The organism is Microcoleus sp. Aus8_D2 (assembly GCF_036702665.1).
Classification (GTDB): Bacteria; Cyanobacteriota; Cyanobacteriia; order Cyanobacteriales; family Microcoleaceae; genus Microcoleus.
In genome coordinates, this window is record NZ_JAUBUN010000093.1 from 1 (window position 1) to 4,352 (window position 4,352).

The window sequence follows — 4,352 nt, forward strand, 5'->3', positions numbered from 1 at the left end:
CAACTTTTGCCTCAACCTCTGGGGGAATTGGTGGTAGCTCAGACTGGCGGTAGGTAAATGTTTTCATGCTTGTCCTTAGTTAAGATGAATCCGACACGCGGTCGGATCTAATGCCCGATCGCACGCTGCCTTCAAAAACAACGTCCAAGTCATCCAATACTGCCTGTTGCTCTGGCGTGTACTCTTCTTCCGACTCAACCTGCTCATCCGATCGCCCTTCGAGACAATCTTCCGACTCAACCTGCTCATCCGATCTTTCTAGATAGCGTTCTGCCAAAATTTCCTCAATTAGCTGCTGCTGTGAAATCCCCCTCTCGCGAGCTTCCTCAGCTAAATTCTGCTTAAATTTCTTGATTTTGATTGTGGTTGGCTTCTCTTGAGGCTCGTCATCTGTAACGGCCTTTACGTGCGCGGTTGTGATGCGGCCCTCAGGAGCCGAATCTAAAACCTCTTGCCATTTTTGAGAGAGTTCGGTGTCAGATGGCGTTATGTCGCCGACTTTAGTGGTGAGAGACGAGCAGAATTTAGCGAGCGGCAAAGCTTGGGATATGCAGCTAGGTATTTTGCTAAATCCTTGGTTGATTAAGTCGATCGCCACGGATGCCGCTTGGATGATTTTCTTGGCATAGGAACTGCTGCCGACGGGAGAATTCTTGCAGAAATTTTCAAAATCAACCCGCCAGTTTTTGCTAGCTGACGATAGCTTGAGGCGGATGGCGTGAAGCGCTAAGCCCTGCCGAATGTACGACATTGAGCTATCGCGAATTTCGTACTCCCAGTAGGGTAAATCGCTTGTGGTTTTCGTATCGGCAGCCCAAAATAAGCTCCAATAATCGTAAAGGTTGACAAGGTGCAAGTTATCCGGCTCGTCAAACTGTGGCTGATATTGCAACCAAGGTTTAACGTATCGAAAGAAGGAAGTTGTCATATTAGTAAGCTGCGGAGAACAGATTAAGAGATAGTTGCTGACCTAATGGCTCGGTGACTGTTTTTCCCGACTTTTTGGCTGCTTGTTTCTTCGCAGATTTAGGGAGTGGGGGGCGATCGACCAACGGTTTAGGTGCGTCTTTCTCGCGAACGATCGCCCGCAGTTCTTGCTCTACCAAAATCGCCCGCATCAAACTGCGCTTGCAGGAGCTGCCGGGGATTGAAAAAATACCCATGTCCCGGGCAATCTTTTTAAGCTGGAAAGGGGATAACGATCGCAGTTGGTCTTGAGTCCAACTCGTTCGCGCCGGGGCGGGTTGTTTGCGTACCCAAACGTCGCAACCGCTGCTCTTAACCCAAATAGTAAATTTAGTTTTTTTCCACGGCCCCATGGGATCTGGGTAGCTCCAGTAATTAAATTTCTCTTCGACCAACAAATCACAATCGAAATAAACGAAGCCGCCAATCTTGGGTCGCTCAATTTTGGCTCTGAGCTTGCCTCTTTTGGAGGTGTAGATGTCGGTGATGGTGCCGAGGGGGTGCAAATCACTTCGGTGGCAGACCTGCATTCCGATCGCGAGTTTGGGATGCCTGCCGTCACCTCGATTGGGTGGCTGCTCGTCGTTGAAGGTAGCTGTAATGTTCGGGGCTGGCGGCGCAATGTTCGGAGTTAGTTCAGGTGGCTGATGTGATAAAACTCCCCTTGCACTTCCCGAACCAGCCCCGCTTTCTTCCAGAAGGCGATCGCCCTTTTGGCTTCCCAGTCCTTCATCCTGGTGATAGCCGCTAGTTCCATAAAGTTCGGCGCGATTGTCGCATCCTGAAGGTAGTTCAGCAGCGATCGCAATTTCATCCGCTCCAGCCGGCTCGGCACAAGTTCCTGTAACTGCATCATCATTGTTTTGTTGTTGAATATCTAAGTCCCGAAATTGTTCAACACTGTCGGGAAAAGCTGCGTCCCAAGCGCTGGAGACAGCCCAAAATTCAGCTAGGGTACTGTAGTGGTCTGGGTCAGGCGGTTCGTAATAGTCTGGGTCAGTCACTCGCTCTAGCAATTTCAGTTGCCCATCGGGTTCGGATTCGTAAGCTCTGCTGAAATTAGGCGGCGCGTAAAGGCTGAGGAACCTGTCAGACAATCTAAGACCTAACTCCTGGACGCGATCGACACCGAGGATATTTTCTTCGATCGCCGATGCAGGTTCGGACATCAATGTCGGCTCAGTTTTTGGCTCAACTCCGATTTCGATCGGCTCCTGGACGCGATCGACATTGAGGGAATTTTCGGCTGCGGGCAACCAACATTCAGGCCATTCGGGATACACAGGCTCTCCGAAAGTCTTCAGATCGACAGCCTCCTTCATCACAGGTTCAAGAGCCAGAAAACGCCTAGAGCCAACAGAAACAAACCGATCGCGAGCGGTGAATTCGACTTCGACACCGGGGGAATTGCTGGCCACTTGTGCGATCGCCATCTGACTCACTTCTGACTCGCTTTCGACCGCTGGTGCGATCGGCTTCTGAGCGCGGGGATAAACGATGCGGCCAAACTTGGATTCGTGAGGCTCCAGGGCTTGAGATTCGATCGCCTTTTCAACCTGTTCGATACCGGGGGTTTTTTCCGCCAGCGGTTCGATCGGCTCCTGGGCTTGAACTTTGATCGGCGCGACCTCCTCCTCAACGAAAAGAACAAATGAGTCGTTGGTAGTTCTAACTAGACGGGCCGAGTTGCCCATTTTGACAGACCCGCCGATGGCGAAGGAATCAGCCCCGCGAGAAGACAGAAGATCGACAATATCCTGAAATCCGATAGGGCGATCGACACCGGGAATATTTTCGTGAGGCTCCTGGGCTTCAATTTCGATACCGGGGGAAGCGGCCAAAGTGTCGGAACTTTCGGGCAATGCCTGGGCTTGAGTTTCGACAACGGGGATATTTTCGTCAGGCTCTTCGACATTGACCTCGAAAGCCGGCTCAGTTTTTGGTAAAAATGCCGACACGATTCCGGCTTCCCAGCAGCGCTCTAGAAAGCTAACCCAGCTCTGGCGCTGGCGTCTGTCGCCTTGATAGTAAATTCCGTTCTTGTACGCTATTTCCAAGCTCGGCTCGGCCATAGCCTTGAGCTCTTTGAGCGTTTTGGTGGTTAGGTCTTGCATAGGTTTTGAGGGGGGTAGGAAAAGGCGAGGGAGAAGCTCGCCCCCCACGTTTAGGGTATGCATGGTCTAATGACTGCACGTGCAGTCATTGATATAATGATTGCACGTGCTAAAATAACTGTCAAGGTAGCACGTGCAATAATTGAGGAAATTTTTAATATGGCTGGAAGCTATGGCAAATCAGGGCAAAAAGAAAATCAACGCCACAGTTCGCCTCGAAGAGGAGGACTGGGGGGCGCTGGAAGACAAAGCGAAAGCGATGGGAATGAAATCACGAACAGATCTTCTGAAGGAGATTGCACGGGGATATATAGAGACTCGAAAGGCTCTGTCAACAGAGGAGAGGCAAGTTTTGGGAAAATACTCAGCCAAGTGAGAGAGTTGCAGCACTCTCACCTGGCATATGTTGAGGCTCATGAAGAAAGGCTTCAGGCGAGACTGAAGGCAGCAAAAGAGCACCACGATCAAGTTTTAGATCAAATGAAGCTGCTAGAACAAGAAATACTTTTTCTCTTGGGGGAAGCAGTATAAGCAAATCCAGCATCCAAATCGGGTGCTGGCTTTTTGCGTTTAAGCACTATGCCCACAACTAAAGCTACACATAAACGCCCATCTCATGAGAGCAACATTTATGTGTAGCAAGCAATAGCGACACATCACGGCGCAGCTTCAATATGTAACAAACTAGACTTTTGCGTTAAAGCACCAATGAACAAAACCGAACTAATTCATGCTGTGGTCGCCAAAACCTCAGCCACCCAGAAAGATACAAGCGCCTTCCTAGACGCACTTCTAGAAACCATAATCGAAACCGTTGCCAGCGGAGATAAAGTCATGCTGGTCGGATTTGGCTCTTTTGAGAAGCGCGACAGAGCAGCCCGCGACGGCCGCAATCCCAAAACCGGTGAGGCGATGAAGCTTCCAGCAACCGTAGTGCCGGTTTTCTGTGCAGGCAAAGACTTCAAGGAGGCAGTCAAGACTAATGACTAATTACCCAGACCTGAAACAATATGCTGTCGAACTGGCAGAACTAGAAAATGCGCCGCCCGCCCCGATCCAACTTCCACCACTGGCGGCGATCGCCATCATCAGCCACATCCAACTAGCCACTCGCCATCCATCGGTGTTGGATAAAGAGGGATTGACCAAGATGGCGATCGAGGTGGCGAGGCAGATCCAAGAATTGTTTGACAAGGAATCAGCAATTTACAAAGTGCTGGAACTCGGCTGGAGCCCGGATGAGGATAGGCTACTTCCAGCACGCCCGACCCT

The 4,352-nt window shown here is 50.6% G+C and carries 5 protein-coding genes; 3 read left to right on the top strand and 2 right to left on the bottom strand.

Going from position 1 to position 4,352, the window contains the following annotated elements:
* Positions 1-79: 79 nt before the first annotated feature.
* Both QUB64_RS32650 and QUB64_RS32655 read right to left on the bottom strand, forming a co-directional pair.
* Positions 80-928 (bottom strand): CopG family transcriptional regulator, encoded by an 849-nt coding sequence (locus tag QUB64_RS32650; RefSeq protein ID WP_333278742.1) that lies wholly within the window; start codon positions 926-928, stop codon positions 80-82.
* A 1-nt stretch (position 929) separates the two neighbouring features.
* Positions 930-3,080 carry a hypothetical protein gene (locus QUB64_RS32655; RefSeq protein ID WP_333278740.1) on the bottom strand — a complete coding sequence of 717 codons (2,151 nt, stop codon included), beginning with the start codon at positions 3,078-3,080 and terminating at the stop codon, positions 930-932.
* Between the two features lie 69 nt (positions 3,081-3,149).
* Here QUB64_RS32655 and QUB64_RS32660 point away from each other — a divergent pair, with 69 nt between their 5' ends.
* From QUB64_RS32660 to QUB64_RS32670, 3 genes are all read left to right on the top strand, one after another.
* Entirely contained in the window at positions 3,150-3,611 is a 462-nt protein-coding gene (locus QUB64_RS32660) for a hypothetical protein (RefSeq protein ID WP_333278737.1), read from the top strand.
* Positions 3,612-3,788: 177 nt separating this feature from the next.
* The gene (locus tag QUB64_RS32665) at positions 3,789-4,070 is read left to right on the top strand and encodes an HU family DNA-binding protein (RefSeq protein WP_333278735.1); all 282 of its coding nucleotides are present in this window, start codon (positions 3,789-3,791) and stop codon (positions 4,068-4,070) included.
* On the top strand, positions 4,063-4,352 hold a 290-nt coding region (locus QUB64_RS32670; RefSeq protein ID WP_333394349.1), incomplete at its 3' end, for a hypothetical protein. The genes QUB64_RS32665 and QUB64_RS32670, both read left to right, overlap by 8 nt.

Bases quoted from the DNA above. Each gene is read 5' to 3' on its own strand.
- QUB64_RS32650 (WP_333278742.1), bottom strand. From the start codon at position 928: ATGACAACTTCCTTCTTTCGATACGTTAAACCTTGGTTGCAATATCAG.
- QUB64_RS32655 (WP_333278740.1), bottom strand. From the start codon at position 3,080: ATGCAAGACCTAACCACCAAAACGCTCAAAGAGCTCAAGGCTATGGCC.
- QUB64_RS32660 (WP_333278737.1), top strand. From the start codon at position 3,150: ATGACTGCACGTGCAGTCATTGATATAATGATTGCACGTGCTAAAATA.
- QUB64_RS32665 (WP_333278735.1), top strand. From the start codon at position 3,789: ATGAACAAAACCGAACTAATTCATGCTGTGGTCGCCAAAACCTCAGCC.